The organism is Deinococcus piscis (assembly GCF_014653275.1).
Lineage (GTDB): Bacteria > Deinococcota > Deinococci > Deinococcales > Deinococcaceae > Deinococcus > Deinococcus piscis.
On record NZ_BNAL01000035.1, the window covers coordinates 1 to 25,482 of the forward strand.

The window sequence follows — 25,482 nt, forward strand, 5'->3', positions numbered from 1 at the left end:
TAAGCCGCCCTGCTTCATATTTTTCTGCGATCCAGACAACGTTTCCTTCAACCTGTCAGGTACTGAGATGTTCGAGGTACTCCGGAGTCACATCTGGGACCACCATCTTAGGAGGGGGATCCGGTAGTGCAGGAACGGGCCGTCTTTTGAACCTCTGCAGAATGTTAAACATGGCTGGAGTGCTCCTTCATAGGTGCAGAGACAGAGGAAGTTTGACAGCATTATGGCAAACCGCGTTGGAGTCCGGCAGAGAAGTGCAGCACTTGGTGAGTGAAGTGCTCAGCACCGGATTCAACTCGCAGCCAGAATGCGTGACACCGTCGCCTGACTGACTCCGAAGAGCCTGGCGCAGTCAGCAGCAGTCCTTCTGCCTGACCGAACCGCTTCACGGATTTCTTCTTGCTGGGCTGGAGTCAGCTTGGGACGGCGGCCCCCTACCCGGCCTGCGGCTCTGGCCTGTTCCAGGCCAGCCTTGGTGCGCTCACGAATCATCGCCCGCTCGAACTCCGCGAAGCTGCCGACCATCTGCATCATCATCCGTCCAGCTGGTGTGGTCGTATCGATGTTCTCGGTCAGGCTGCGGAAGCCTGCGCCACGCTGTTCTATTTGCTCCAGCAAGGTCAGCAGGTCTTTGAGACTGCGGCTGAGTCGGTCCAGCTTCCAGACCACCAGGACATCTCCCTCGCGGAGATGTTCCAAGGCCCCATGCAGTTCGGGTCTATCCCAGCGGCCACCACTGGCCTGTTCTTTGAAAATGCGGGTAACTCCAGCAGCTTCTAGGGCCTTGAGTTGAAGTGCGGAGTCCTGGTCCCCTTTGGAGACGCGAGCGTAGCCAATGAGCATGGGGGAAAGCCTGGCACAAACGGAGAAGCAAAGTCACACGGTGCCTCCCGGTACGAACACCGTTAGAATAGGGTATGCGAAAGACCCTTTCTCGAATTGGGAACAGTGAGGCCCTGGTCATCACCAAAGAGATGAAAGAGCTGACGGGCATCGGGAGCGAAGTGCAGATCGAGATTCAGGGGAATGCCATTATCATCACGCCGGCCCAGGACGTATCACGTCCTGAGACCCTGGCTCGTCAGCAGCGTTTTGCTCAGGCGCGTGACCAGGTGCTGAGTGAGTACGATGACCTTTTCCGCCAATTGGCCGATGCTTGAAGGCTTAAGTCGGGAAGAGGTCGAGGCACTACATGACGCTCAGATCGAGCGCTATGGCGGCTCGCCCGGTCTGCGAGACCCAGGGTTACTGGAAAGTGCACTGGCGCAACCGCTTCAGGAACTGTTCGGGCAACGGCGGTATCCGACAGTGCCGGCCCAGGCTGCGGCCTACCTTTATTACCTGTCACGTGCCCACGCCTTCGTCGATGCGAACAAGAGAACTTCCCTGAGCTGTGCCCTGGTGTGGCTGGCCCTGCATGACCTTCGGTTACGCCTGAGTCACGAGGAACTGTTCGACCTGACCCTGGCGGTGGCCCAGGGGCAGCTCTCGCTGGAAGAGGCGATCGAATGCTTTGAGCGCGCGGCCTGGTAATGCCCACTCCAAATTCCATTGCACAACCCTGTTGCATTTGATTTTTATTTTGCAAGTGGTTTTTGCAAGGCCGAAAGGGTGATTTCATCGGAGGGATAAAAGTGTTGCATAAACGAACGTTTATGCAAAAGAGTAGTGTAGGGATAGAGTTTATACATGCCCCGTCCCGACCCCATCTCCGCTGAACTGCTCGAATTGCTAATGCCTGTTGGAGCCGATGAGAAAACGCAGATTGATGCAGACATTCTTCTGAAGGAGTGGCATCCACTGTTTCCGCTCCTCTGGTTGGATGAGTATTTAGAGCCTGTCGGCAGTTTCCATCAGGTTTATCCCGAAACCCGGTGGAACTACTGGGGACTCAGAAACGACAGTGGCTCCTCACCAGAACCATGTCCGCACTGGCTGGTCTATTGCCGCTGGCGGGGAGGGGCAGTTAGGGCACCCGAATTGGCTCAGCGGCTGGAAGAGGAGGGCTTTTACGTCTTGCGCCGCCGTGAGCTGGCCTTCGAAGAATGGTCAGGCACGAATGAGCTGGCGACCCACATTCACGTGGAGGGGCAATGGCAGTGCTCGTTCTACACTCGTGAGGGACGTGGCAATTTCATTGCCGTGGAAGTCCAGCACCTGGCCCAGCGGCAAGTGGAATTCATCGGTGACCAGACGCCGATTGACTTACCCTTCCCCCCATTGACATTGAATCCGGGTGAAACACTGAGGGACTGGCAAGGCCAGGACCCTAGTGACCACTTCTCTGCGGAGTTCCGCACCGTTCGAGCTCATATCGGTGGTGCCGAGCAAGCTGAGTTTGCTGAGCGAATGCAGCGGCATCTTCAACAAGCAGGTTGGCAACTGCTAGGGGCATGGGAAGATGAAGCCAGTCTCGTCTCCTGCTGGCAGACCTCCTGGGGACAGAGCCTGCTCAGCGTTGGCAAAGCAGGTGGACACGGTTTGCCGGTACGCTGGGCTGGCATCGCCAAGGGAGCGTTTCGAGAGGTTGAGCCTCTGTGACCGACGATTATCGATATCGAACGTCAGGCCATTGAGCTGTCGCACCTCGTTCTGGGTTGAGCTGTTGACTCGCTTATATCAAGGTGGTAGAGGGCATACCCGCAGTCCATCACTTGAAGGGCATCTATAAAAGTTGTAATTTCTCGCTAATAATCTCCGTCCCACACGCATTTACATTTTTGGGCGCGGCTGAGTTCCGGCAAGCTGGCTACAACCCCCAATCTGCAAAAAATCTGGGAAGCCTTCAGACCCCCAGAAAATTTTTTGCAGGATTTTTTGCAGCCCTTTTGGCTGTCTAATTTCAGCCCCGCAAATACTCGTAGACAGTCTTGCGACTGACCCCGAACCGCTGGGCCAGTTCTGGCTTCTTCACGCCCTGGGCGGCCAGTTCCCTTAGCTCTGCCACCTGGCTGGCGGTGAGCTTGGGCTTTCTCCCCTTATAGACCCCGCGCTTTTTGGCCTGGGCGATGCCTTCCGCCTGACGCTCGCGGATGAGGTCGCGTTCGAACTGAGCGAAGGCGCCCATGATGGAGAACAGCAGGGTGGACATGGAGTCCTGCCCACCAGGTCTGAAGGTCATGTTCTCTTTGATGAAGTGGACGGTGATGCCCTTCTCGGTGAACTGTCCGACCAAGCCTTGTAGGTCCAGCAGGTTTCTACCGAGACGGTCCAGGGAGTGAACCGTGACCGTATCGCCTTCACGGACGTATTCCAGCAGAGCCTGAAGCTGTGGTCGCTGCGTGTCCTTGCCCGACGCCTTATCGGTGAAGACCTTATCGAAGGTCAGGCCGTCGAGCTGGCGCACTTCATTCTGACCATAGCTGCTGACTCGCTTATATCCAATGGTGGAGGGCATACCGCTAGTCTGTCACTTTAGGGTGGGCCAGCTTATTGGTTATGACTCATATGTCATAATTTATCCATGGCCTGGGAAATCATTCTTCTGGATGAGGTAAGCGAATGGTTCTCTGACCTTGACCCTGTCACCGAGAAGCTGGTGACTGCCGCTCTCGACTTACTGGAAGAACGTGGACCAATGCTGGGTAGACCTCTGGTAGACACCCTGACTGGGACTGCTTTGCCCAACCTCAAGGAACTGCGGCCTGGGTCAGCCGGTCAGACTGAGATTCGCATCCTATTCGTCTTCGACCCCACGCGTCAGGCCATCCTGCTGACGGCTGGGGATAAAGCAGGTCAATGGACTGAGTGGTACGACGAGAATATTCCCCTGGCAGAACAGCGCTACGCGCTGTGGTTGGGTGGCCACTACGAGGAGGAGCTATGAAGGCAAAAAGCTGGAAAGCAGTCAGACAAGCAGCGGTAGACGCTGGACATTTTGGGGAAGCCGAGATTGGGGCCATCAAAGAGCAACTCCTGGCAGAAGTACGGGCATACAAGCTGGCAGAAGTACGGGCTGCCGCAGGCCTAAGCCAGCAGGAGCTGGCTGAACAGTTGCAGGTTTCTCAGTCACGTATTTCACGCATTGAGCATGGCGACCTGGACCGGACTGAGCTGGCCACCCTCCGTAAATTCGCACGGGCCATTGGTGGGGAGCTTGAATTGACCCTTAAGTTGGGGGATGAACGGTTTACGCTGGGTTAAGTCAGGAAAAACTTGAACCAGGGTCAGATCGTCCAGCTGGCACACTTCCTCCTGACCATAGCTGCTGACTCGCTTGTATCAAGGTGGTAGAAGGTCGTCTGTCACTTTAGAGTAGGGAGTAATGGTGCTGGTGGCCTAGCGGAATGCTTGAGTAGCTTCCTCTATCTCCCTATTCAGGCAGTTGCCCTAGGAAGTGAAGCAGTTCATAGGAGAACCTTCCTGGTTGGTCACGCTGGGTCCAGTGGCCTGCTCCCTCAAATACTCGTAATGTTGCCTCCGGGATGCGGCAAGCCGCTTCCTGGACAGCTGCAAGGGGGACACCGACGTCACGGTCGCCATGAATCAGCAGGACTGGCAGTTGGAGTTCCGGTAGGCGTTCACGGAAATCGGTTGCCAGTCCCTCAGGACGGATTTCGTCACGTTGGAACTGAGCGAAAGCCTCTGCGGTTGCAGGATTGGTCAGTGCGTCCTGGACGTCGGCCACCAGCTGGGGTGTTATAGCTGACCGGTTGAAGATAAGCATGCTTTGAATGAGTTGCCGTACCAGGAGTGGCGAACGGGCAAGCCAGGCATTAGCACCATTGGTTCCTGTTGGGAGGCGAGCCAGCCGCACGGATAGTTGATGATAAGGAGACCAGCGGGCCAATCCGTACGACCCCACTAGGACCAGAGCTCTGGTCCTAGTGGGATATTCCAGCGCCTGCGCCAGTGCCAATGAGCCACCCATAGAAATACCCACATACGTAGCAGGCGGCAGCTTCATTTCAGCCACCAACTCTGCCAGCGCTCGACTGAGGTTGGGCCGAGTTGAAGGCCACGCTGCGGGTGGTGTTTGCCCGTAACCTGGCATATCAGGAGCAATGACTCGGTAGCCTGAGGCGAGCAGAGGGGGGATGGCCTCACCCCATGACAGCCAGGCATGGTCGGTGCCACCACCGTGCAGAAGAACCACTGGTTCAGCAGTTGCTGAACCACCAGTCAGAATGCTGACTTGCGTCCCATCAGGCAAAGCATGCCATTCGCGGCGTAGTGGAAGACCTTGAATCATACCTTTCGCCTTTCCTGCCACTCGCGCAGCATATTTGGGAAAAGCTCTAACCACAGGGCGTAGAAATCCCTCATTTCTTCTAGTGCAGCTGGGTCAGCACCTTCAGGAAGAACTTGCAGGCCCTCGTTGGCCAGGTCGTGCAAGGTCTGTAACTTACGATTCCCCTGTTCAGTCACGCTGGCCCAGGCCCCAGGACGTACACGGTAACGTCCAGCTCGTTCACCAGGATTGGGAACACTTTCACTGAGGCCCATCAGATTGAGTTGCTGGAGGGCCCCACTGATGGCTGCGCGGCTGACCTGCAATTCGGCAGCCAACTCGGCAGGGGTATAGCCACTCGCGGGGGCCTGAAGCAGAGCACCCAACACCCGCCCAGTCATACGTGGCATTCCCAGCATCTCCAGCAATATCCCAGCCCGCTCAACGAATTGAGTGTTTATCATTTCTGAAATTTATAAAATTTCAGAAATCAAACTATGTCTTAGCTTACGCACCTTCTCGGCTACGGCAAAAGTGTCACTTTAGGGTCTTAGAGTAGGCTCGGCACCTGCAACGGAATACCGAAACCGACCCTAAAGTGACGCGAAAACGGGCCCTTTTTGTCACCCCAGATTTGTCACGTTGAGGTATACCCATTAATCACGATTGTAGTAACACTGTCAGTGGATCAGTCATGACGTTCTGCCGCTGTATAGAAGTCAAATCAGCCTTCGACAGATCAGCACCAAGCTCCCGAATCGAGATGATGGACCCTTCAAGCAGTGCCGTTAGTGTCAACTGCAATTGAAAGCTTGAGTGCCCCTCTAAGTCATGAAGGATAATGGTCGGTAAGCTCTCGTCCACGCCGCGCGCAACGGATGCAACCCACAGGCCCATTGCCTGGCTACTAGGCTCTTCACCATTTCGAGTTGTCCCTAGGAGATCTTCAACGAAGTCCTCGGCGTGCCCTTCATCAAAGTGCTCTACCAAAACTTTTAGTCCCCCGCTTGCCAGTTTGCAGGCTTCGGTTTGCGTATCGAAACCACCCGGAGTCTCTGAAAGTGCAGTGATCCAGCCACCGTAGTAAGCACTTAAGGAAAGCCACCGCAGAATACGTCCCATCCCTGACGTCAGTAACGCTTGAGCCGTAGTTGGATCTGTTTTCAGCAGGTTTGTGCAAGACGAATAAGTTAATGCACAGCACAGGGCCAGGTGGTACCAGGCCCACATGCGCATCTGTGCGTTCATGCGAGCTGGCAGCTGCGTGCGCCACTCCTGTACAGGAAGCCAGGTATGCAGGGGAGTACGGTTATGCAACAACTCGCCTATAGTCAGGAACTCCAGTTCACCAATATGGTGGAAGAGGCCCTGCTTCATCATTGAACGCAGACCGGCATACCCTAAAAGTGCTGCGTCCAATTCAGTGGGATGGGCATGCTGCAAGGCGTCGAGCTCACGCTGTAGCCGAGCGACGACTTCACCCCTACCTACTGTAAATCCCTGTGCAACTCCCACAGCAGCTAACGTAAGATGGGCAAGTCCACTTTTCCCAGGGGTGCGGCTATACTCCTCGAATTGTTTAGCACGGTCACTCCCAAAAACGGAACTAACCACCTTGGCCTCCCGTGACTGTCTACGCCAGAACATGACTCACTTTAGGTCAAAGTTAATCCTAGACTGCCGCAAAAATACTTCGGAGCACCAGAATCTTAGAGTTGACGTTCAGAACTGATCGACTTGCCACTATAAGATTGGCACAATAGGTCCATCGTGAATAGTCAAAATCACCTAGAAACCTACGCCAATGCTGTAAGGGACAAATACAGCACTGGCGTAGCTGCCAATCCCGAAGACCAGCTCAAGACCCCAATTGAGAACCTGCTGCGTGCAGTGCTTCCGCCTCTGGTCTCGGATGATTTGGCACTCCAGGTTCTGACCGAAGTTCAGGACAATGTAGGCCGCCCTGATGTCGGTATCACTCTGGGCGGCATCCTGGCTGGCCACCTTGAACTCAAAGCCCCGGATAAACCTGCTGATCCCAATAAGCTCAAAGGCCACGACAAGAACCAGTGGCAGAAATTCCAGGCCCTGCCCAACCTGATCTACACCAACGGCAAGGAGTGGCGGTTATTTCAGCGGGTGGATGATGGGAAGAGCATCGTTCTGACCTCTGTTGGAAAGCCAGTGAAACTAGGGGACATCGTCGAAGACGGTGCAGCGGCCATCACTCCAGCTGCCGCAGCAGAATTTGAAACCCTTCTGCGGGCCTTCGTCAGCTGGCAACCCATCACGCCGAGCACGCCCCGGAAACTGGCCAGTCTGATCGCACCACTGACCCGCATTCTCCGTGATGACGTTGCCGCCGCCCTGAGAACCGAGGGGAGCAACGTCCACGAGATTGCCAAGGACTGGCGAAATACGCTGTTTCCAGAAGCCGACGATGCCCGTTTCGCGGACGCTTACGCTCAGACCATTACCTATGCCCTCTTGCTGGCCAAACTGGAAGGCAGTAAAGACAGTGACCACGCTGCCGCCACCCTGAAGGCCGCTCACCCTCTACTGGCCGACATTCTCAAACTGCTGACAAATGACGCACTTACGGACGAACTGGGTGTAGGCTTTTTAGTCCTGCGCCGCCTGGTCGATTCACTGGACCTGAGCACCTTCGAAGGACAGGGCGATCCCTGGATCTACTTCTACGAAGACTTCCTGGCCGAGTACGATCCCACCCTACGGAACGCCTACGGTGTCTACTACACCCCACAGGAAGTCATCGCCTTCCAGGTCCGTCTGGCCGACGAGCTGCTGAAAACCCACCTGGGCAAAGCCCGTGGTCTGGCCCATGACGGAGTGATCCTGCTGGACCCGGCAACCGGAACTGGGGCCTATCCACTCCACATCATCGAGTACGCCACCAACCAGTACGCCAAGTACGGCAAGGGCACCATTGCTACGAGGCTGGCCCATCAGATCCATGCCATCGAAATCCTGGTCGGGGCCTATACCGTGGCCCACTTGCGGGTCACACAGGCCATCAACAGTGCCGGAGGCAGCCTGCCAGAAGGCGGAGCCCAGGTCTACCTCAGCAACACCCTCGACAGCCCACACGCTGAAATCCCTGGCAATCTGGGCTTCGTCTATAAGCCGCTGACTGAAGAACGGAAGCGGGTACAGCGCCTCAAGCGGGATGTTCCGGTGATGGTCTGTCTGGGGAACCCGCCCTACTACCGCTGGCCCGCCGAAGACAGCAAAAACGAGGTCTATTACGGAGGCTGGGTCCGGCATGGGGACAAGGTCACCGCTAAGGAAAAAAAGGAAGGCATTCGGGCGAAAGCGCCCCTGCTGGATACCTTTACAGATCCAGTGAAGAAGGCTGGCATGGGTAGTTACCTGCACAATCTCTACAACGACTACGTGGCTTTCTGGCGCTGGGCCATGTGGAAGGTGTTTGAGAACGAGCACGATCCCCGCTCTCAGGAAGATCGAGCGGGCATTGTTTCTTTCATCACGGCCAGCAGCTACCTGCGTGGCCCAGCCTTCGGAGGAATGCGTGAGCATATGCGCCGCACCTTCGACGAACTCTGGATTGTTGACCTTGGTGGTGAGGGCCGGGGTGCCGTAAAGACAGAGAACGTTTTTGCCATCCAGACTCCGGTGTGTATTGCCATGGGAGTGCGGAATGGCAAGCCAAACCCTGACCAACCAGCCACAGTGAAGTACGTCAGGGTAGAGGGCTGCCGTGAAGAAAAGTTGGCCTGGCTCACTGAGCAAAAGCAGCTTTCTGATGTGGAGTGGACCTTGTGCCCTGATGGATGGCAGGATTCTCTGATGCCCCGCGGAGAGGGCGACTACTGGGCTTGGCCTTTACTCTCAGAAATCTTCCCAGAACAATTTAATGGGGTGAAAGCAGGTAGAACTTGGCCAATCGGCGAAACGGAGCTACTACTTCGAAAAAGATGGCAGACTTTAATTCAATCTTCTGCGGAACATAGGGAAGCTCTGGTTAAGAGCTCTAATACTGGCCAGAAAGTTACTTCTAGAGGAAGTATCAAAGCCCTACCTAAAGCCGCATCGAGCACACCATTAATATCTGTAGATTCGACTGATAGGGAACCAGAGATCGTCCGTTTTGGGATGCGCAGCTTCGATAGGATGTGGATTTTCTCTGACTCACGCGTTCTGGATAGAGCTTCACCAGAGCTATGGAAATCTCATGGCCGATTACAAATCTATGCCGTATCTTTCTTGACTGAACATCAAAGCATAGGACCAAGCATTGTTGCTTCAGCTTATATTCCTGATATTCATCACTTCCGGGGTTCCTTCGGTGGCCGCCATGTCATTCCGCTCTACCTCGATGCTGAAGCGACCCAGCCCAACATTCGGCCCGGCCTTCTGGAATACGTCTCAGAACTGCATGGTCAACCTGTCACCGCGGAAGATGTCTTTGCCTACGCTTACGCGCTTCTGTCCAGCCCCACCTATGAAGAGCGTTTCCGCGAAGACCTGATTACCCCAGGCCCCAGGTTGCCTATTACCCGTGACGGAGAACTGTTTGCCAAAGTGGCCACTGCTGGAAGGGAACTGCTGCACCTTCACACCTATGGCGAGCGCATGGGAACAGGTCCAATGCCAGAAGGTGAAGCAGGAATCCTGACTGACATCCCCGGCGACCCAGCGCGTTATCCCGAGGATTTCAGCTATGACGAAGAGCAAAATCTACTGAGAGTTGGTGCGGGTGAAGTTGGGCCTGTTCCCCCTGAAGTGTGGGAGTTTGAGGTCAGTGGTCTACGCCCCCTGCGCTCCTGGCTGGGGTACCGCATGAAGAAACCCGCGGGCAAGCAAAGCGGTGAACTGTCGAAGATCCGTCCCGAACGCTGGACTCCGGAACTGACCGAAGAACTGCTGGAACTGATCTGGCTCTTGGAGGGCACCGTAGAGCGGCAGCCCCAGCTGGCAGGCCTGCTTGATGAAGTGCTGAGTGATGGGGAAGCTGGAACCCTGCTTGCTTCGGAACTTCCGGCCATTCAGGAAGAAGTTGAGTTGGAGGAGCTGGAAGGAACTTTATTGAACGTACAAGTCCAAAGAAAGCGCTAGGTATGGATACAGATTGCCATAGTTTGGTTTTTGCGATTAAAAGTCCTTACCACGGTTCAGCTTGAGGCTATAATAAGTTATGCCTCGACTCAAAATAGTTTTTACAGAGGGTGACTACCAGCTCACTTTTGATGATCAGTATGTAGGTAACGAAGATGGGTATGTAGAGGATGTGAACTACGCAAATAACTCTACTTGTACTCTCAATATTGTTTCTGAGGTATTCGCTAACGCTATCAAAAACTTTGATATAAAAGAATTCTCTAATTTTGACAGGATTTTTCTTTATCAAATGGTCAATAGTCGTGAGAATGGCGATTTTAGCTACCTAAATATATATTTCATGTCTTTTGATGTTAAGAATCATCTCATAGACGTTAGAGTAGAACCAGACTACTTCAATTGGGAAGTACCAATATCTCCCACAAAATATATCGCTAAGCTATTGCATAAGATCTCCGAAGAAATTACTAACCGCGGTTATAGGGTGCAGCCCGACAGAACTTACTTATTTGATCCCATAAGTGTTATTCCAAAGGCGGAACTGGGTATAGTTCATCAGCTTATGGAGGTAGATGCGGTTGTTAAAGAGAAAGAAAAAGAGCTGAACGGAGAAATTATCAATGAATTTGGCAACTCCTCCGATTCTGAAAACGAAATAAGGGTCAAGTTTGAGTTTCCAGATGAAGTAAGGGTTTACTGCGAACAGTACCTTCTTTACTTCACTAATTTCCTCAAAGATATTGGTGAATCTGCTATCACTAATATTGATCACGAAAACCGCATCACACTATTTTCCATACAACCACAGGGAGGAGAAGAGGCACTGGAGCGTATTAGGGAAGCAATAGCTGTCTATCTGAACTTGCCTCAACTATCCCTCACAGATACTGAAAGTTTGCCAAATACTATGGCTATACGAAGGCTAAGATCACAAATTCTGAATCTCGAATCTCAGCTTCAGCTGGTTTTAGCCGAAAATGAGCAGCAAAAGATCATCTTGAGGATGCAAGGAAACATTATAGATGATAAGGATATGCAACTTATACAAGTACAGCGACAACTTGAAAAGAGTATCGAGAACGGGACTATTCTGCAAGACTTCATAGATAAGCAGGAGTTAGAAACTGAAAATCTTTTTGGGAACTTGGTAACTTTGAAGAAATATGATGTGGGCATACTACAGATTGACGCACCACATATCTACCGCTGGCTGAAGGAGAAATTCAGTTCTACTTTTGGAGAACTGCCCGACAAAAGCGATTAACCTTAGCGTAATAGGTTGAAGTTGATGTAATAGGTCTATACTCTGCACCATGACTTACAAACGTCTCAGTGAGCAGGTTCAGGAACTCGTCAACCCACAGCGTAGCGATACGTTTATCAAGCGCTTCCGTGAAGCGGTGCGGACGGGTGAAGTCAAAGCCATCAACCTGCCCGGCGAACGCTTCACCATGCCCAAGCAGTACACCCGCCGTGGTAAGACCGGCACCTACCAGAAAGACACCAAAGAGATGCTCTTTGAAGTGACCCCTGAGTTTGAAGCCTGGTTCGAGGAACAGAACAAGGACCTGGCGGTGTCCCGCCAGGGGGGTCAGGTCAAGGTGACCGAAGAGACCCTGGCTGCCGGTTTGGTGGACTTTGAGGCGCTGGCCCGTGAAACCCAGGAGAAGCTGCAGTCTAGCTACGAGAAAGGGCAGCAGCTGGGCAAGAGCCGGGCTGGGAAGAAGCCTGCGGTCAAGCCTGCCGCTTCACGTAGCCGGAAAAAAGCCTGAACCCACTTAGAGTGTGTCTGAAAAGTCCAGATCAGGGACTGAGTGAGATGCGACCTCCCTCAGTCCCAACATCTTCAGCGGACCTCATAGAGAAAAAATCTCTCAGGAGCGGATTTTAAGGCGGGGCTACTTGCGTTCAATCATTAGGCTCTGCCTGACAGCACACAGGACGCCCCGCTTTTCAGACATGCTCCTTCCCCGTGGTTGGGTATCGACGTAGCAGCAGCGTTGGGACAGTTCCAAACCCATCGCCAGACTTTCATCCGTAGGTCACGGCTTCGAGGGATTCCAGATATCGTTTCAGACGTTCGCGGCCAGTAGCAGTCTGCAGAAGCTGGTAGGGAGCTTGGCCGTCGAGGTGCTGCTTGGGAGTGCTCAGCCAGGCACTGACTTGTTCTCTATCCAGCAGTGCAGCCGTACGCGCAAAGAGTTCAATGCCTTGAAAAGCCCTATCGACCACGTCAAGAGAGGGCTTAGCGTTGCTGCCTCTGCTACGGCTGACCGTAGCTTGTGAGATACCGAGAATCGGGTAGACCTCTTTCTTCGTTAGACCTGTCAGGGCTGAGAACTGGTCGGCCCAATCGGCGGTGCTGGTCTTCACCAACACTGCAATGGCTCTATCGTCGGCCTTCTCGAGGGAACGGCGTAATTCCTGCGGAGATGCACCGAAGACCTCTGTGCTATAGGTTTCGAACTGCTGCTGAAAAAGATGTGTTTGAGACATCCGCGCCCGTCCTTCTGAATCATTGTCAGACTATGCAACCGGATTCAATGTGAGAGGGAGTAGGTCTTCTTAGTCCTCTACTTCGGCCTGGATGTACTTCAGCAACGCCTGTTCCACCACATCGCCCATCGTCAGCCCCTTAAGCGCCGCCACTGCATCTGTGGCCCGCTTCGGGCAGCTCACCTATGGCAAGTCTGGTGGCCACCCACACCAGAATTATTCCTGGAGAATGCTGGCCGAGGTGGATTGCTCCACCCCCTCCCCACTCTCAAACTCTCTATTTTGCTCGCTTCGGCTTTGGGTTGGCTCAGGAGCTAGCTGAACCGGCGTCAGATCTGCTTCGCCCACCTGCTTGACGGTTTGATCAGCCTGTCGTCCGGACTTCACACCTTTGGTGCGTTTTTTCCTTTCCAAACGCGGCTGTGTGATTGGCTGGAATGTCAGCCGGCCTATCAGACGTGCTGACCAATCAGGCATCTCCACACTCGCTCCTTCGAAGAGAAGATGCGCAACAGCCTTGGCCGTTTTGGGAGGGAGCTTCATAATCTCTGCCAGGGCGACCACCAGCTCCTTCTCGGAAGCCGCTTCCACCTGATGAGGGAACTTGCTGCCCTGTGGAGTTAGTTCAAAAATTAGACGGCCGTCGAGACTAAATTTAGAGGTGGATTCAGGCATACTTTCTACTCCTCTTCCGGTGTACTCCGGTCTATCCATAAGGTTTCGAGTGGGGCCATTTTGACAGGCAACAATCTGCTGTAAGGCGGCTTCGGCCATACCAACGCTGCTTCTTTAGGATATTGCTTCTCCCACATTCTAGCGGCGTACATGTAGAGCAGCCAGATATCCGTTCTGATTCCACTCAGCCCAGGATAGTGGGTCAAGTGCTGGCCCAAACCTTCCAGCTGCTTACGAACTCCTGTAGGAGAACGGGTAGTTCCAGGTGCCGGCAGTTTGGCCTCATTTTGAGGCGTCTTCTGACGCGGGTAACGACCATGGATCAGGCGCTTAACATTCTTCTCGTAGGTCATACGGGCGTTGCGGCTCAGCCTCCAGGTGATGCGTTCTCTGGCTTTCACCGGGATGGTTTTCGGCTTCTTATATTTGTGGCTTTCTGCAAGCATCACAGCCTGAGTTGTCAGAGAATAATTGCGCCAAGTTAATGGCTCATACTCATCCAACACCTGCTGCCAGTTTTCACGGTCATCGGGAGCTATGTTGCTCAATAGAAAGACAGTGACCCTGTCCTTATCCGGGGGCATGATGACCATCGTAACTGCTGGAAGACCCACCTTCCGTAAGGCGCTTCGGGTGAGGTGATCAGCCACTACACTTGGATAGCGTTCTCGAAGAATTTGGATCCTTTTCTCAGCCGTTTCTCTAGGCAAGACGATTGTGGCCGCGAGAGGGGATGTTTTCACCGTCCTGGCGATCTGCTGGAGGGCGGGCGTCACAGTGCTATGTGCCAGTACTGCTGGGAGCTGAGGCATGACGTAAGAATAGTCGAAGAGTCGCAGTTGCGAAAAATTCTGTTTTTTCAATTTACTATAGTCATTATATGGATGTTCCTATGCGAGACAGAAAATGTAATCTCGCCTTCCTCTTCTTCACTCACACTGTGGCCTAATATCCCCGTGAACTCCTCTTCGCAGAGAAAATTCACTGGGCGACTAGCCATCGCCCGGACTCGGCGTAGCTGCGTGCGTGGGAAACCTAGCTGGCGCGGCTGCAACGGGCACGGAGGGGTGAGACTCCCCTCTTTGACCCAATCTTCTTTCGAGATGTTGGGCGACAGCGAAACGGGTTCCCAGGTAACTGGGGAGGCCCTGTCGGTTTGGAATAAGGGAGGCGTGCTGGCAACGGTACGACAAACCCCCTCACAGGTAGGCTCACTTCAGCTGGTAACAGCTGATGACTGGTGGATGACAACGAGAGGTGATGACTCTCGTGTTAGACCATTGGTGGCACCATCTGGCGCAAGCTGGGTGGGTCGGTGGATAGCTCAAGCCTGTAACGCGGTCCTTTATGATGGACTGTTTGAGGTGTTGACGCACAGTGCGTCAGGAAGCAAGTGGTTGGAGCCGCGTTTAAAAGCGTGGAGACTCAGAGATGAGTTAATGGAGTACATGCAGTGGGGTACTGGGGAGCTATGGAACATCTGCCCTGGGAAAGGTGTCAAGCGTGGCACCGGACTGTACAGCGAAGCGCATGGAAACACCAATCGGGCTGCCGAAATACAGAAGAACCGACTAAGTTGGGAAGCGCCTTGCCGTGTCTGTATCAGCAGACATCATCGATTGGCAGGTAAGGTGTGGGAGAGGTGGGCAGCGGGGAATCAAGCAGTAGCTCCCGTGACCTTAAATGCTAGTAAGTTAAAACCGTCCGAGCAGGAAACCACCTGTGAGTGCGGCGTACTGGGATGGAGCAGGTCATTCCGGGCTGAAAGCGGCCACCGAGAGTGGGGAGTCGACTCAATCGGCTGTCTGCGTGAATATGTTTCTGCGAAGATTTTGGTCAGCAATGACTGGTTCACAAATAAGCATCAGGTTGGCCCCTGGCGCGAGTTTGTCATGCAACGGGTGACGCCGTTCATAAGTGTTGTACGTCCCGCTTGACGTTAAACAAGCACACATCTCCACAGAAAATTCTGACTGGAGACTTCCGCCGCGGTGTTCACTCCACCGCACGACTACCCGTTCGGTAAGGCTCTATTCGGAGTACTCATCCGTGCTCAGTTACGGATGCGCGATGTGCGGCGGACTTGCTCAGTCACCCGCCTCCCCTGTACTGGTTGGCCAGGCATGACCTGACCAAAATTCACAGCAGCACCCGCTCTGAGCAAGCGTGGCTTCCATACGAGTGAACTCGCCACCCTGTGGCACAGCACTCAGGCAACTGAGGAAGACAAAACATTGGTATTTTTGTGCGGTCTGGTGAGCGATAGCACTGGCAACCAGGACGCCGTCTACAACCACAGTGTAGGCAGGTAGGAGTCATTCCCACTCGCCGGGCCGGGTCAATCACTTGATTGATCCGGTTTTCCCATTTATAGATGTCAGTGCATTTTTCAGTTGGTGAAGTTGCCCACCTCCATCCCCAGGTCACGCACGTTGTATCCCGTGGTCGCCCGCGCCTTCTTGTTGAGATAGTGCATCAGCAAGCCGCCTGGGGTCTTGATAACTTTGCCCTTTCGCTCCTGCTGGTTTATCCAGCGCTGGGTCCGCTGCACCGTTTCCCGCACAGCGTCCATGCCTAGATGAATCAAGGCTTTAAAGTAGCCCATAGCGGCTACTTCACGGGCTTCCTCACGGTCAAACTCAATCGCCAACTGGCACGCCGTTTCCCATTCCACGGTGTTGTGCTCCCACGCCGCCGCCGCCGCGCCGCGGAACCTTTCTCTATCGAATGAATCAAGAGTGCGAGCAGATTGGCTCTCTCCTGCTTTAGAAGCCAAGCTGGCAGCATCGAGCCATCTTCTGACCCTCTGCGTATCGCTCCAGCCTCCTGGAGCCGCTGACGCGGCAGATAGCCCCTCTATGACCTGCCCAGTGAGTTTTCCACAGGCTGCTTTGTTTATTGAATTTAAGGGGCTATCTTTACAAGGCTCAAGTTGACAGTTAAAGTCCTGGACAACAAAAACTCCACCCTCATCTACCTTGCCCTCCTGACACGCCTCTTCTAGGTCAGCAGGCAACTCTGGCTCATACAGTGCCACGCTGACAATAAGGCCCACATTACGTTGCGCCTTGCCGCTCTCCTCGTCTACCGCTTGCACCTTCTGGGTGCGAAGGAAGAGATGGGCCAGGGGGTGCTGTAAAGCACGGTGGAAGGTACTGGCCGACATTCCACACTCTTCCTCTGCGAAGCTGTACCGCTCGCCGTCTACCTGGATAAAGACCTGCTCCCGCACTTCCACGGGACGGCTTTCCTTATCAGCCTGCAACCAGCAGTGCTTCCGCAGAGCCTCAATAACGGTCATCAGGTTGCGGCCCTGACTGCCCAGCCGCTTTTTCCCCGCCACACTGGCGCTGCTGATGCTGGTCAGCGTTCTGCGCCACTTGTCACTCACACTTCGCACCAACTGGCCAAGCTTCTGACCTTCCTGATACGGAAACTTCACTGGTTTAAAGGTGCGCGTCGGGGTATAACCAATCGCTACAGGGCGCTCTTTGACCGACTTGCGGTATAGGCCCAGCTCTTTTAAGGCAGCTTTGCGAATTTGGGCTTTGGACTGCGACTTCTCGGCTTTGGCAGGGCTGGCGTGACCTGCGGCAGCAATCTCTTCAGCTGTTGCCCCCGCTTCCAGCAGGCGGCGCTGCTCGGCCAGTTGTTGACGACGGGCTTCTTCATTTCTGCGCCGCACATCGCCAATGGATGGGGGAAGATTAGCCTCCAAGTGGCCTGGCATGGTGTTGAGTTCGCTGTAGAACTGCTCTCCATATACGAAGGCAGCCGTCATTTGTCGACTCCAAATGATGGGGCAATCTGGAAACTACCAAGCTCCAAAAATTCAGTTTTCATTGTCAGATGTCTCGCTCTCAAGGCGCTACAACAGCAGAAAGTGACTTCTGCTTGTTGAAACAAAGGGAGGTCTGCGGTAACATCCAGTCACTCTTGGCGTTGAGTGTCTGGTCTGGATGTTACCAACTAGTTCATTAAGCTCTGTGGCGGCAACCATGGAGCTTTCATTTTTGACGGTTCAGAAATTCTTGGTCAGCTGTTCTCCTTAACTCAACATCATACCTGGGGGGTGGGTGCATCGGTTCTACGTCCCGATTCCTAGGATACTTGGGGTTTGGGTGCATCGGTGCTACGTCCCGATTCCTAGGGTACTTGGGGTTTGGGTGCATCGGTGCTACGTCCCAATTCCCAGGGTACTTGGGGTTTGGGTGCATCGGTGCTACGTCCCGATTCCTAGGGTACTTGGGGTTTGGGTGCATCGGTGCTACGTCCCAATTCCTAGGATACTTGAGGGGTGGGTGCATCGATGCTATGTCCCGATTCCCAGGGTACTCGGGGGGTGGGTGCATTGCCAGAACTTTACCTTGTTCAGGCATCATTTCGCCGTTCAGGACGTTCTTTCTTGGCAGGCACCCTCCTCCTTTCCTTGATCTGCTGAACCTTCACGGAGTCAGCCTCCTCTCTTTGATCATTGTGGTGTTCAGAAGCTATGCGTTCTGCCTCTGCAGCCAGGAGGCTCAGGTAGAACTCTTTGAGCGTGGTTTGGTCAAGCTCATGGGCCAGGCGCGCTTCACGTCTACGCTGACGAGCCACCTGCTTTCTGGATTTTGTGCGTTCTTCGGCCAGCCCTTTAGTCTGCTTCGGAGACAGCGGGGCATAGACGGGGCGAATCTGGTCGGCCACCAGACGGTCACCGATCAGGCCACCCCGGACATCCACCGCCGTCCACGACGGGTCAACGGTCTGCAGGATTCTGGGCGTGGTTTTGATACGGATGTTGAACGGCGGAATCTTCGCCCGGCCCGGATAAATTCGGACCGTCAGCAGCTGGGTCACAGGGTCTACCCGCATCAGTCGCCCCACGACCCAGAAGGTGGCCCCATTAGGCTCACCGTCCTTGGGAGAGCGAATGGCTCCCAGAGGCAATGGCAGCTTCACAGTGCCCTCTGCGTCTGTCCGGGGCCAGGTAACGAGTCTGACCCGCTGCCCTTCAATCTCCCCATAGCAGCGCACCTGATGACCTGCAACCTGATAGGACCCGTAGGCAGTCTCCTGTGGCCACCCGACCAGGATCACGTCAGCCCGGTGGGGTTCGCCGCCTTTGATTCCCTGCCTGGGCAGAAAGCCCGAAGCCGGCACAGGAGTCATGGGGACCCCTCCTCTGCCACTTCCGTGGGTCCGCCTGAATGGCCCGTCCCCTCGCGCTCGGTGAGCTTCACCCGGGTCAGCTTACCGCGCACCACTTCCAGGGTGTAGTTCCCGGAGCTGAATAGGTCACCTTCCAGCTCCTGCGGCAGGTTTACCACCAGGACGTGATGCTCGGGGTCGTAGTCCAGCTGGACTTCCATCCGGCGGTGCCGCTCTTTGGTCGCGGCCAGCTTCTTCTCCGACACCTTGAAAAAAGCCCCACGCCTGCGGCCCGTGTCCTTGAGCGGCACCTCCTCCCCTGCGGACGGCAGCCCCACATCACGCTTGGTGTCCAGAAAGCTTTTCAGGCTGTGCCGGGGAGCTGCCTCCCCGTGAGTCAGCAGCACCCGGCCAGGGTCGTAGCGGTTGATTAGGCCCAGCAGCCCTCCTCTATCCGCATGTGCGGACAGGTAGAAACGTTCGACCCGGCTATAGGCCGTCACTGGGGAGAAGCCCTCGCCCTGCGGGTCCGGCAACATCACCTCCCCGCCTTGCTGTAACTCCAGCAGGCGGCGACCAGGAGACTCGGCATCCTGATAACCCACCACGAACAGGGCATTGGTCGGGTCCGGTAACCAGGCACGGGCATAAAGGGGACTGACCCCGGCGTGCAGCATCCCGCTGGAGGCGATGACCACAGCCGGCCTGTCGCTGTTCAGGACACGCTCACGCTCTTTATTGTCCTTGACGGTCTGTACCGTCCCCGCGAAAAAGGGGGAGAGCTTCGAGACCCTGGCGCGGTTCTGTAGGGCTTCGGGCAGCAGGGGCAGCATCTCCTCGTAGGCCTCGGTGACCCCCCGCGTCAGTCCGTCCAGATGAATGGGGGCGGTAGGCAACAGACCACCGGCCATCGCAGTCTGCAGGATTTGGTTGATCTCCTGAGCGCGGCCTAGGGCGAAGGAAGGAATCAGAACCTTGCCCCCGCCTCTGAGCGTTTCCCCTATTGCCTCGACAAAGGTCCGGACCTGTTCTTTCCGGGAAGGGAGCAGGGTATCCCCGTAGGTGGCTTCGCTGACGACGGCATCCACTGGGGTCACCGCTTCCGGCATCCAAGCAGCATCTACCACTGGAGTGGCCACATTGCTCACATCTCCGGTGTGAAAGACGGTTCCAGCGCTGGACTCCAGCAGCACGCTCGCGGCCCCTAGCAGGTGGCCGCTAGGGAAGAAAGTGAAAGCGAAGCCGTGGTCACTCACCCGCTGGAAGTACGGCAAGGGCTGGATAGCTTTCAGGGTGCGCTGGAGGTCGCGCAGGCCAAAGAGGGGCTGCCCCTGCGACTCGGTCACTTTGAGGGTGTCCATCAGGGTCAGGCTGGCCAGTTTGGCCGTAGCTGGGGTGCAGTAGATCTTGAGTTTCGGAAAGCGCCGGATGACGACCGGCAGGGCCGCCACATGGTCGAGGTGGGCGTGGGTCAGGATGATGGCGGCAGGGGGACTGTCTTTCAGCAAATCCAGCTGTGGCAGGGCCGCCTCCCCCATCTGCCCAGGGCGCAGGCCAGCATCGATCAAGAGCCGCCCTTCGCTGAAGCGGTAGAGGTAAGAGCTGGCCCCCACCTCGTCGGTTCCGCCTAGACCGGTAAAAGAAAACTCTGGCACCGCTTCAGGCTAGCGGATAGGCGCTGCCTGAGCGGAAGCTGATCTGGCTCGCCTCTAGGATGAGGGCGTGACGATAAAGTCAGCACGACTTCAGAGTAAGGACATCACTCAGTGAACACAGCCCCTGGCAGACCAGGAGCAGCCTGCCGTCACCGGGATCGTTCACAAATGGCGGAAGCGTGCGCTCAGGTCGCCGTTTACCCCCGGTCTAGATTCGTCGACTCTAGTGGTTGAGCTACGTGCAGAGCGCTTGCCCCAGGAGCGTTAGGAGAAGGCACGGCGGAGTAAGTTTCCCAAGGAAGAGACTGAAAACAGAAGTCTCAGACAACATCTTCGGATCTAGAAAGATTTCTTTATTTCTTTCTTTCAGTCTCCTGCTACCCTTTGAGGGCTCTCAAACTAGACAGACCGTGCTCCCTCTCTGCTCGTCAGCTTCCTTTAGAAGGAACAGTGACGATGGTGCAATTCCCAAAGGTTAGGAGCAGAGCCTAGCCGGTTGGCTCCGAGGTGAGTAAAGCAGCGAACTGCACCAGACCCACAGTACCCAAGCGCCGGTAGAAATCCGGGCGAGTGTAAGGCGGGTTGTGGAGGCTCCGACGAAGCTCCTCTAGGACTTCCAACGTAGCCTCTGGCTTTGCCTGATAGAGACGGCACATCAGGTCATCCAGCGTAAGAGCTTCCACCCCATGTGGGGCCAGCAGTTCTCTGGGGAAATCCCTGAGATTGAAAGTCACCAGGAATTCCGCCTCTGCTTTGATCGCAGCAGCCAGCACATGGGCATCATCAGGGTCAGGCAAACCTAGTGTGGTCACCAGCGGTTCGTAACCAGTGACCTCAGCATCTGGCACTGCCTTTTCCATGAACTGACGGGTTCTCTGTAGTCGCTCCAGGGAAAGGTCAGGGCGATCAGTCAGCAGATTCCGGATCCACTCTTCATGGATAGTATTGGTCCAGCGAGCCGCTATCAGGCCGCTGGTGGCACAGTGCATCAGCAGGTTGCGGATCAGCGACGGATAGAGAACATTGGCATCCAGCAGGCTGACTGATCCCATCAATCTAGGCCCATCTCCTGCAAATCATCCGCCAGGCTTTGAAGCGCCTCGCGGCGCTGCTGGTCCAGTTTTGCCTTATAGCCCATGACATCTTCTAGCTTCATGCGGCGGCGTGGACCCACCTTGCGGTAGGGCAAGGCTCCTGATTCCAATTGCTTGACCAGATAAGGTCTGCTTATGCCCAGGAGCTCAGCAGCCTGCCCGGTTCCGATTTCAGTATCGACGGCAGTGATCTGTATGGCCTTTCCTGCGGCAAGCTGAGAAAGCATCTGGGTCATCAACTCGGCCAGACCAGGCGACAGTTCATCCTGTCCAGCAGCCAGCCTGGTCAGTTGCTGCTGAGCGGCACGAGTATCCGCTGGCGTTGGCAGAAAAGGAGCAGACATGACCCCAGTATACCCCGCTTGAACGAAACGAACGAAACGGATGTTATGACTTTGTCGCATAGCTACTGAGGTGTCAGGCAGGGTCAGCCAAGAAGCAGGTAAGCAGGAAGAGGGGGAACACAAGGTCGGCAGACCGATAGCCAATCCAAGCCTGTGAGTTGCGTTCACCGCTGTAGACGCTGTTCTTTTCGGACACAAACGTATTTTCTTTCTATCTTTCTTTATTACTTTCTTTCTTGTAAGATGAGGCCATGCCTCAAGTCATCTCTGTGATTTCCCGTAAAGGTGGGGTCGGGAAAACTGTGACCTCCCTTTACACGGCCGCCCTCTTCAAGCAGCAGGGCCATGACGTCGCCATCTTGGACAAGGACCCTGAAGGCAGTGCTGGAGCCTGGGCACGGGCAGCGGGTGACCTGCCTTTTCAGGTCTATCCAGAAGGCAAGCAGGACAAGGCCATGAAGCATGAGGTGGTGATCATCGACACGCCACCCAACGACCCTAAAGCGCTAGGGGAAGCAGCAAGAGTTGCCAGCCGGGTCATCGTGGTAGCCAAATGTAATGCCCTGGAAGCCGACCGCCTGATTCCGACTCTGGACGCTCTAGCTGCTTCAGGATTTGAAGGTCAGTGGGGCATTCTCCTCACGCAGGCCCGCGGTGGCCTCGGCAGGGAAATGCAATTGGCCCTTGAAGAGGAGGACCTCCCCGTCTTCGGAGTCATTCCCCACTTGGTGAAGTATGAGCGGGCTTTCGGGATGCTGCCTGCGGACCTGACCGAGTACCGTGAGGCCCTGCAGGAGGTGCTGAAGTGAGCACGAAAAAAGGCATCAGCATTGGCGCGGCGATGAAGCAGCGAATGGATAAGGAGCAGCAGGTACCGCAGGAGCAGGAGCTTACGGCAACTTTGCGCCAACCGGAAGTTCAGTCAGTCAGTGCATCCACCGAAGCGAGCCTCAATGACCCGCTGGAATCCTTCAACACCAGATTGCCCAGAAGCCTCCAGCGCCGGCTGAAAGTCCACGTCGCTCTGCAGGGCGGCAAGATTCAGGATGTGGTACACACCGCACTGGACGAATATCTGATCAAACACGGTCAGTAATCTTTCTTTCTTGAAAGAAAGATTACTTATGATTCCTGCGTGGCCACTAGGAAAACGTAGGCCCCGTCAAACAGGGCCTTCTCTCTTAAGCCTCTTGTATCCGGGGGAGCGGTAGTCAGTAGCTGGGAGTGGGCAGCGTTCCAATGGAGGCCGAATAGGTGGCCCTGCTGCCATACTCTCCCAAGCTGAATGCAGCAGGGGTCTGCTCACCGATATCGAGCCAGCCTGCGCCAAGCACCCGTTCTCCCTTCCAGCAGGCGACCAGCAGGGTGCCCACCTCCTGAAAGCCGAAGATTTCGTCGGCGATGAAGTCGAGGTTGAACTGATCGAGATTGCCACTCAGTCCGTTGACAGAGATGCGTTCACAGCGGCCCATCGTCACGTCGACGAAGTGAGGCCGGGGTGCGTCCCGGTATGGAGGCGCTGGGGCTCGCGGCCAGAGCACAGGGAAGCAGGCTAACTAAGAGTCAGCAGCAGGGTGCGGTTCATGGATGAACCTCCTTGTGGCAAGGGAAAGATAGAGGGGAAGATTTCGGTGCTTTTCGGCCCAATGGGGAAGACGACCTCTACGGTGAGGGTACCGCGTCCCTGTATCTGCAGGAGATGCTGCACGCGGAGCCCGTCAGGGCAGAGAAATTCACAGGGCTGATTGTAGGCACCGCGGAGCCACCGTCTGTTCCAGGCGTCTGCAGCTTCTGCCTATTTCCCGGTCCTGTCGTCTTGCCGCCGTGGCTGAAGTTGACGTGGGACAGCCACCAGATCAAGGTCAAGCAGATCAAGAGCTTTGAGGAGGCTCTCGGGTATCTTTCCGTATTCACCACTGAGCAACTGGCTGACCGCACTTTTACCGATACCCAGTTCATCCGCCAGGCGCTGCTGAGTCCATCCTTTCCTCACCAGGGTGCCCCGCATCACTTGCCGTATACGGGCATCGCTGTCCACGTCGGCAGCTTAGCCAAAGCAAAAACAGCGCATTGACCGTAGTTTAGTGATTCACTAAACTATATTTATGAATGAAACAGCGACAGACAAATGGAGAGCCGAGGAATTGACTTGGGAGGCTATTGGGAGCGCGATGGGTGTATACGGCATGCTGGATTTGGCCTGCCAACAATTACCTCGTCCCCATGGCGAAAAACATAAAAAAGTCCTCGAAGATGCCTTACTAGATATTTTGCGTCGTCCTACGGTCGAAAAAATCCATTTCCTGAGGGACAGAGCCCATCTCCTTAGAAATTCTCTTGACTTTTATGGAGACCGTGTAGGCTATTATGACGGCGTACGTGCTGCAATCAACGGATTCGATAGCACTTTGTTTCCCGAAACAGCATTGGCACGCCGTGAGCCATCTACCGATTAATAGCAAATAGGCAATGAGGTTGGCCATTTTAAGTTTGAGACTTGAGGATAAATATATGAATTCAATAAAAATGAGACCAATGGCAACAGTACTGCGCAGGGCGGCGCTGATGGGCTGCGCGGTGCTGATAGGCTGCGCCGCGCCACAGGAAGCAGGCGGGGAGCTAGAGCTGCCCAGCGGCATCACGGCCGAGTTCGGCTACACCGAGCCGGTGAACCCAGGAGAACTGGACCCGTTCAGGGCAAAACTGGCCGAATATGCGGCGCAGCCGCTGACGCTGGGGAATTGGGGGTGTGTGGTGATTGTGAAGATCAGCGAGCGTCCAGACGACTGCGCTGGGGTGCTGGAAGTAGACGATTCGAGAGTGGCCCAGGCCCGCTACAGCGCGTCTCGGAGCAATGCGCTGGTACCGCTGAAGTTGAAGATCAGGCCTGAATTTGACGCAGCCGTCTCAGCATTGATGCAGGAGCCGGCCCTGACGTATGTGTACAAATTTCCCGAAAACAGGGCGACGGTGCCGACAGACCGCTTCGAATACCGGGATGGGGAGCTGCACGGCTTTTATGTACAGGCCACTGAGGGCTATACCTCGGTGGCCAACTTGTATCCCCAATGACCCCCAGTGTCTCCCAGTGAGAGGCACGGTTCAGTCTTTGTTCCAGGGAATCACGCCGAGGTAAAGGTTACCGTAGCGCTTCGCTGCCTTGCTACTGACCGTAGAGGTGTTGGACAGCGGTGCCCTAAACTCCGGCCAGGCGGTCAGCAGGTCCTGAAAGCGGATTTCAGAGCGGGCGTATTCGGCGCCGCTCAGCTCTGGGATAGCCACGTTCCAACATCGATTGAGAAGCTGTAAAATGCACCTCAGCGGTAAGGGATTGTTTCTCCCTCCATGCTGAGGCTGGGAACCTCATCTGGATGCAAATTGCCCAATCAGGTTTCATGGAATTCCATAGGGGGGTTCGACATGAAGAAGGGCAAGGAACGATTCAATCGGCATTTACTGCCCTTGTTTTACAACGTATGAATCCCAGTACCACATAGGGTACTGGGATTCATACTATTTGGCTGTCAAAACCATTAATAACGTTGTGAGTAAGCAAGTACGCGTAGGAGGCTGTGTTGAAGAGGGGGACAACTTACCCCTTACAGGAACCAGGGCCGCTTCACACGCGGCACATCCACCAACTGCGTATCGGAACGGCGATTCAGTTGGTTGAGTGTATTGGCATCGCTCACGATGAGAGTCTTCCCATTGTGCACGGTGAGGTAAAACCCGTAACGCCGCATATGTTCGAGCTCAGTACCTGACAGGTTGCCTTTCGGCCCCTCCTGGCGCAGGAAATGGAGTCCTCAAGAGGTCCA

At 55.1% G+C, this 25,482-nt stretch carries 28 protein-coding genes; 13 read left to right on the plus strand and 15 right to left on the minus strand.

What is annotated here, in order from left to right; genetic code table 11:
- Window positions 1-291: 291 nt before the first annotated feature.
- Entirely contained in the window at window positions 292-843 is a 552-nt protein-coding gene (locus IE158_RS11345) for a recombinase family protein (protein ID WP_189643824.1), read from the minus strand.
- 74 nt (window positions 844-917) lie between these two features.
- Here IE158_RS11345 and IE158_RS11350 point away from each other — a divergent pair, with 74 nt between their 5' ends.
- The 3 genes from IE158_RS11350 to IE158_RS11360 all read left to right on the plus strand — a co-directional run bounded on the left by IE158_RS11350 (window position 918) and on the right by IE158_RS11360 (window position 2,541).
- On the plus strand, window positions 918-1,160 hold the full coding sequence (locus IE158_RS11350) for an AbrB/MazE/SpoVT family DNA-binding domain-containing protein (RefSeq protein ID WP_126353426.1): 243 nt from the start codon (window positions 918-920) through the stop codon (window positions 1,158-1,160).
- Window positions 1,129-1,533, plus strand: a complete 405-nt coding sequence (locus IE158_RS11355; protein WP_189643825.1) for a type II toxin-antitoxin system death-on-curing family toxin — start codon at window positions 1,129-1,131, stop codon at window positions 1,531-1,533. Before IE158_RS11350 ends, IE158_RS11355 begins: the two co-directional genes overlap by 32 nt.
- A gap of 156 nt (window positions 1,534-1,689) precedes the next feature.
- Window positions 1,690-2,541 (plus strand): hypothetical protein, encoded by an 852-nt coding sequence (locus IE158_RS11360; protein ID WP_189643826.1) that lies wholly within the window; start codon window positions 1,690-1,692, stop codon window positions 2,539-2,541.
- A gap of 301 nt (window positions 2,542-2,842) precedes the next feature.
- Here IE158_RS11360 and IE158_RS11365 read toward each other — a convergent pair whose 3' ends face one another.
- Entirely contained in the window at window positions 2,843-3,397 is a 555-nt protein-coding gene (locus IE158_RS11365; RefSeq protein ID WP_189643827.1) for a recombinase family protein, read from the minus strand.
- A gap of 66 nt (window positions 3,398-3,463) precedes the next feature.
- On the opposite strand from IE158_RS11365, the gene IE158_RS11370 reads away from it, so the two are divergent.
- Both IE158_RS11370 and IE158_RS11375 read left to right on the plus strand, forming a co-directional pair.
- On the plus strand, window positions 3,464-3,826 hold the full coding sequence (locus tag IE158_RS11370; RefSeq protein ID WP_189643828.1) for a type II toxin-antitoxin system RelE/ParE family toxin: 363 nt from the start codon (window positions 3,464-3,466) through the stop codon (window positions 3,824-3,826).
- Window positions 3,823-4,143: a helix-turn-helix domain-containing protein gene (locus IE158_RS11375; RefSeq protein WP_229839091.1), complete on the plus strand. Its 321-nt coding sequence runs from the start codon at window positions 3,823-3,825 to the stop codon at window positions 4,141-4,143. Before IE158_RS11370 ends, IE158_RS11375 begins: the two co-directional genes overlap by 4 nt.
- A 169-nt stretch (window positions 4,144-4,312) precedes the next feature.
- Here the strand turns inward: IE158_RS11375 and IE158_RS11380 are convergent, their stop codons facing one another.
- The 3 genes from IE158_RS11380 to IE158_RS11390 all read right to left on the minus strand — a co-directional run bounded on the left by IE158_RS11380 (window position 4,313) and on the right by IE158_RS11390 (window position 6,685).
- Window positions 4,313-5,191 carry an alpha/beta fold hydrolase gene (locus IE158_RS11380; protein WP_189643829.1) on the minus strand — a complete coding sequence of 293 codons (879 nt, stop codon included), beginning with the start codon at window positions 5,189-5,191 and terminating at the stop codon, window positions 4,313-4,315.
- Window positions 5,188-5,634 (minus strand): GbsR/MarR family transcriptional regulator, encoded by a 447-nt coding sequence (locus IE158_RS11385; RefSeq protein WP_189643830.1) that lies wholly within the window; start codon window positions 5,632-5,634, stop codon window positions 5,188-5,190. Before IE158_RS11385 ends, IE158_RS11380 begins: the two co-directional genes overlap by 4 nt.
- 196 nt (window positions 5,635-5,830) lie before the next feature.
- On the minus strand, window positions 5,831-6,685 hold the full coding sequence (locus tag IE158_RS11390; RefSeq protein ID WP_189643831.1) for a hypothetical protein: 855 nt from the start codon (window positions 6,683-6,685) through the stop codon (window positions 5,831-5,833).
- 255 nt (window positions 6,686-6,940) lie between these two features.
- Here IE158_RS11390 and IE158_RS11395 point away from each other — a divergent pair, with 255 nt between their 5' ends.
- The 3 genes from IE158_RS11395 (at window position 6,941) to IE158_RS11405 (ending at window position 12,042) form a co-directional block, all read left to right on the plus strand.
- Window positions 6,941-10,267: a type ISP restriction/modification enzyme gene (locus IE158_RS11395; RefSeq protein WP_189643832.1), complete on the plus strand. Its 3,327-nt coding sequence runs from the start codon at window positions 6,941-6,943 to the stop codon at window positions 10,265-10,267.
- Window positions 10,268-10,346: 79 nt separating this feature from the next.
- Window positions 10,347-11,534, plus strand: a complete 1,188-nt coding sequence (locus IE158_RS11400) for a hypothetical protein (protein WP_189643833.1) — start codon at window positions 10,347-10,349, stop codon at window positions 11,532-11,534.
- A gap of 49 nt (window positions 11,535-11,583) precedes the next feature.
- The gene (locus tag IE158_RS11405; protein WP_189643834.1) at window positions 11,584-12,042 is read left to right on the plus strand and encodes a hypothetical protein; all 459 of its coding nucleotides are present in this window, start codon (window positions 11,584-11,586) and stop codon (window positions 12,040-12,042) included.
- A gap of 259 nt (window positions 12,043-12,301) precedes the next feature.
- Here IE158_RS11405 and IE158_RS11410 read toward each other — a convergent pair whose 3' ends face one another.
- The 8 genes from IE158_RS11410 to IE158_RS11445 all read right to left on the minus strand — a co-directional run bounded on the left by IE158_RS11410 (window position 12,302) and on the right by IE158_RS11445 (window position 21,664).
- Window positions 12,302-12,766: an antitoxin Xre/MbcA/ParS toxin-binding domain-containing protein gene (locus IE158_RS11410; protein ID WP_189643835.1), complete on the minus strand. Its 465-nt coding sequence runs from the start codon at window positions 12,764-12,766 to the stop codon at window positions 12,302-12,304.
- 216 nt (window positions 12,767-12,982) lie between these two features.
- Entirely contained in the window at window positions 12,983-13,441 is a 459-nt protein-coding gene (locus tag IE158_RS11415) for a hypothetical protein (RefSeq protein ID WP_189643836.1), read from the minus strand.
- Window positions 13,442-13,446: 5 nt separating this feature from the next.
- Window positions 13,447-14,304 (minus strand): hypothetical protein, encoded by an 858-nt coding sequence (locus IE158_RS11420; protein ID WP_189643837.1) that lies wholly within the window; start codon window positions 14,302-14,304, stop codon window positions 13,447-13,449.
- Window positions 14,305-15,830: 1,526 nt separating this feature from the next.
- Window positions 15,831-17,222 carry a hypothetical protein gene (locus tag IE158_RS11425; protein WP_189643838.1) on the minus strand — a complete coding sequence of 464 codons (1,392 nt, stop codon included), beginning with the start codon at window positions 17,220-17,222 and terminating at the stop codon, window positions 15,831-15,833.
- A 590-nt stretch (window positions 17,223-17,812) separates the two neighbouring features.
- Window positions 17,813-18,280: a hypothetical protein gene (locus tag IE158_RS11430; protein WP_189643839.1), complete on the minus strand. Its 468-nt coding sequence runs from the start codon at window positions 18,278-18,280 to the stop codon at window positions 17,813-17,815.
- 308 nt (window positions 18,281-18,588) lie between these two features.
- On the minus strand, window positions 18,589-20,226 hold the full coding sequence (locus tag IE158_RS11435) for an MBL fold metallo-hydrolase (RefSeq protein WP_229839092.1): 1,638 nt from the start codon (window positions 20,224-20,226) through the stop codon (window positions 18,589-18,591).
- A 488-nt stretch (window positions 20,227-20,714) separates the two neighbouring features.
- On the minus strand, window positions 20,715-21,278 hold the full coding sequence (locus IE158_RS11440; protein WP_189643840.1) for a PIN domain-containing protein: 564 nt from the start codon (window positions 21,276-21,278) through the stop codon (window positions 20,715-20,717).
- Window positions 21,278-21,664 carry an excisionase family DNA-binding protein gene (locus IE158_RS11445; protein ID WP_189643841.1) on the minus strand — a complete coding sequence of 129 codons (387 nt, stop codon included), beginning with the start codon at window positions 21,662-21,664 and terminating at the stop codon, window positions 21,278-21,280. The genes IE158_RS11440 and IE158_RS11445 overlap by 1 nt, the downstream gene beginning before the upstream one ends.
- A gap of 251 nt (window positions 21,665-21,915) precedes the next feature.
- On the opposite strand from IE158_RS11445, the gene IE158_RS11450 reads away from it, so the two are divergent.
- On the plus strand, window positions 21,916-22,473 hold the full coding sequence (locus IE158_RS11450; protein ID WP_189643842.1) for a ParA family protein: 558 nt from the start codon (window positions 21,916-21,918) through the stop codon (window positions 22,471-22,473).
- Complete coding sequence (locus tag IE158_RS11455) at window positions 22,470-22,760, plus strand: hypothetical protein (RefSeq protein WP_229839094.1); 291 nt, start codon at window positions 22,470-22,472, stop codon at window positions 22,758-22,760. The genes IE158_RS11450 and IE158_RS11455 overlap by 4 nt, the downstream gene beginning before the upstream one ends.
- 115 nt (window positions 22,761-22,875) lie before the next feature.
- Here the strand turns inward: IE158_RS11455 and IE158_RS11460 are convergent, their stop codons facing one another.
- Window positions 22,876-23,205, minus strand: a complete 330-nt coding sequence (locus IE158_RS11460) for a hypothetical protein (protein WP_189643843.1) — start codon at window positions 23,203-23,205, stop codon at window positions 22,876-22,878.
- Between the two features lie 56 nt (window positions 23,206-23,261).
- On the opposite strand from IE158_RS11460, the gene IE158_RS13795 reads away from it, so the two are divergent.
- The 3 genes from IE158_RS13795 (at window position 23,262) to IE158_RS11475 (ending at window position 24,736) form a co-directional block, all read left to right on the plus strand.
- The gene (locus tag IE158_RS13795; RefSeq protein ID WP_444542459.1) at window positions 23,262-23,738 is read left to right on the plus strand and encodes a hypothetical protein; all 477 of its coding nucleotides are present in this window, start codon (window positions 23,262-23,264) and stop codon (window positions 23,736-23,738) included.
- Window positions 23,739-23,769: 31 nt separating this feature from the next.
- Complete coding sequence (locus tag IE158_RS11470; protein ID WP_189643845.1) at window positions 23,770-24,120, plus strand: hypothetical protein; 351 nt, start codon at window positions 23,770-23,772, stop codon at window positions 24,118-24,120.
- 79 nt (window positions 24,121-24,199) lie between these two features.
- Window positions 24,200-24,736 carry a hypothetical protein gene (locus tag IE158_RS11475; protein WP_189643846.1) on the plus strand — a complete coding sequence of 179 codons (537 nt, stop codon included), beginning with the start codon at window positions 24,200-24,202 and terminating at the stop codon, window positions 24,734-24,736.
- 30 nt (window positions 24,737-24,766) lie between these two features.
- Here the strand turns inward: IE158_RS11475 and IE158_RS11480 are convergent, their stop codons facing one another.
- The gene (locus IE158_RS11480; protein ID WP_189643847.1) at window positions 24,767-24,946 is read right to left on the minus strand and encodes a hypothetical protein; all 180 of its coding nucleotides are present in this window, start codon (window positions 24,944-24,946) and stop codon (window positions 24,767-24,769) included.
- Between the last annotated feature and the right edge of the window lie 536 nt (window positions 24,947-25,482).

Bases quoted from the DNA above. Each gene is read 5' to 3' on its own strand.
- IE158_RS11345 (WP_189643824.1), bottom strand. From the start codon at position 843: ATGCTCATTGGCTACGCTCGCGTCTCCAAAGGGGACCAGGACTCCGCA.
- IE158_RS11350 (WP_126353426.1), top strand. From the start codon at position 918: ATGCGAAAGACCCTTTCTCGAATTGGGAACAGTGAGGCCCTGGTCATC.
- IE158_RS11355 (WP_189643825.1), top strand. From the start codon at position 1,129: ATGACCTTTTCCGCCAATTGGCCGATGCTTGAAGGCTTAAGTCGGGAA.
- IE158_RS11360 (WP_189643826.1), top strand. From the start codon at position 1,690: ATGCCCCGTCCCGACCCCATCTCCGCTGAACTGCTCGAATTGCTAATG.
- IE158_RS11365 (WP_189643827.1), bottom strand. From the start codon at position 3,397: ATGCCCTCCACCATTGGATATAAGCGAGTCAGCAGCTATGGTCAGAAT.
- IE158_RS11370 (WP_189643828.1), top strand. From the start codon at position 3,464: ATGGCCTGGGAAATCATTCTTCTGGATGAGGTAAGCGAATGGTTCTCT.
- IE158_RS11375 (WP_229839091.1), top strand. From the start codon at position 3,823: ATGAAGGCAAAAAGCTGGAAAGCAGTCAGACAAGCAGCGGTAGACGCT.
- IE158_RS11380 (WP_189643829.1), bottom strand. From the start codon at position 5,191: ATGATTCAAGGTCTTCCACTACGCCGCGAATGGCATGCTTTGCCTGAT.
- IE158_RS11385 (WP_189643830.1), bottom strand. From the start codon at position 5,634: ATGATAAACACTCAATTCGTTGAGCGGGCTGGGATATTGCTGGAGATG.
- IE158_RS11400 (WP_189643833.1), top strand. From the start codon at position 10,347: ATGCCTCGACTCAAAATAGTTTTTACAGAGGGTGACTACCAGCTCACT.
- IE158_RS11405 (WP_189643834.1), top strand. From the start codon at position 11,584: ATGACTTACAAACGTCTCAGTGAGCAGGTTCAGGAACTCGTCAACCCA.
- IE158_RS11410 (WP_189643835.1), bottom strand. From the start codon at position 12,766: ATGTCTCAAACACATCTTTTTCAGCAGCAGTTCGAAACCTATAGCACA.
- IE158_RS11415 (WP_189643836.1), bottom strand. From the start codon at position 13,441: ATGCCTGAATCCACCTCTAAATTTAGTCTCGACGGCCGTCTAATTTTT.
- IE158_RS11425 (WP_189643838.1), bottom strand. From the start codon at position 17,222: ATGACGGCTGCCTTCGTATATGGAGAGCAGTTCTACAGCGAACTCAAC.
- IE158_RS11440 (WP_189643840.1), bottom strand. From the start codon at position 21,278: ATGGGATCAGTCAGCCTGCTGGATGCCAATGTTCTCTATCCGTCGCTG.
- IE158_RS11445 (WP_189643841.1), bottom strand. From the start codon at position 21,664: ATGTCTGCTCCTTTTCTGCCAACGCCAGCGGATACTCGTGCCGCTCAG.
- IE158_RS11450 (WP_189643842.1), top strand. From the start codon at position 21,916: ATGCCTCAAGTCATCTCTGTGATTTCCCGTAAAGGTGGGGTCGGGAAA.
- IE158_RS11470 (WP_189643845.1), top strand. From the start codon at position 23,770: ATGAATGAAACAGCGACAGACAAATGGAGAGCCGAGGAATTGACTTGG.
- IE158_RS11475 (WP_189643846.1), top strand. From the start codon at position 24,200: ATGGCAACAGTACTGCGCAGGGCGGCGCTGATGGGCTGCGCGGTGCTG.